General features: G+C 51.2%; 1 protein-coding gene. It reads left to right on the top strand.

What is annotated here, in order from left to right; translation table 11 throughout:
- Nucleotides 1-1,280 (top strand): glycine--tRNA ligase subunit beta (gene glyS, locus KDK13_RS17380; RefSeq protein WP_257286252.1); only part of this gene is annotated, 1,280 nt, incomplete at both ends.

The following is a 1,280-nucleotide window of genomic DNA, read 5'->3' as shown; positions in this document are numbered from 1 at the left end:
CCAAGACCCCAGGCACGAACATTATTGACTGTGAAATCCTCGGCCTGAAAGCCGGCAATACAACCCGTGGTCACCGCTTCCACGCTAACCGGGAAATCATCATCACTGCCCCAGCAGACTATGCGCAGGTTCTCCGTGAGCAGGGCAAGGTTATTGCCAACTTTGCAACCCGTCGTCACCTGATCCGTGAACAGGTTGAACAGATTGCCAGCACAATTAATGGTCATGCAGTGATTGACCCGGACCTTCTGGATGAGGTTACCGCACTCAACGAATGGCCAGTAGCCCTTTGTGGCCGTTTTGATGATGAGTTCCTTGCCGTTCCATCGGAAGCACTGATCTCCTCCATGAAGGGACATCAGAAATATTTCCACGTGGAAAACAGTGAAGGGAAACTCCTGCCTCACTTTATTACCGTGGCCAATATTGACAGTGCCGGGCCTCGCCATGTTGTGGCAGGTAATGAGAAAGTCATTCGCCCACGTCTTGCTGATGCCAAGTTTTTCTACGACACAGACCGTAAACATACACAAGACGATCGTCGTGAAAAACTGAAGCCCATTGTCTTCCAGGCACAACTGGGTTCCGTGTTTGCCAAGACTGAACGTATCGCACGACTATCGTCTTACATTGCACAAACGGAAGGTGGTGATGCAAAGCTTGCTGAACGTGCCGGTCAACTGTGCAAGTCTGACCTGGTCTCTGAAATGGTTCTGGAGTTTCCCGAGTTGCAGGGCATCATGGGCCAGTACTATGCCGACAATGATGGTGAAAACCCCGAAGTCAGCAAGACGCTGTATGAACAGTACATGCCTCGCTTTGCCGGTGACCAGCTTCCCTCAACACTGATTGGCTGTGCCGTTGCCATTGCCGATAAAGTGGACACCATTACCGGTATTTTTGGTATCAACCAGCTACCTACCGGCAGCAAAGATCCATTCGCCCTCCGTCGTGCCAGCATCGGTGTTCTGCGGATCATTGTTGAGAAGAAGCTTAACCTTGACCTGGAAGCGCTGGTTGATCAGGCGATGCTTGGCTATCAGGAGCAAGGCATTTCCCTGCCAGCCCTGGATAACCTTAATACGACAGTCGTCAATTACATGCTGGAGCGTTTTGATGCCACTTACCAGGAAGAAGGCATTGCTGTTGAGATCATCAACTCCGTCAAGGCATTGCGTCCCACCCGCCCATTGGACTTTGACCGTCGTATAAAAGCAATTGCCCACTTTAATACCATGGATGAGTCGGATGCCCTGGCTTCTGCCAACAAACGGGTAGCC

The organism is Endozoicomonas sp. SESOKO1 (genome assembly GCF_024606265.1).
In the GTDB taxonomy this organism is placed as follows: domain Bacteria; phylum Pseudomonadota; class Gammaproteobacteria; order Pseudomonadales; family Endozoicomonadaceae; genus Endozoicomonas.
The sequence above is the reverse complement of the archived record's forward strand: the minus strand, read 5'-3'. Positions and strand labels throughout refer to the sequence as shown.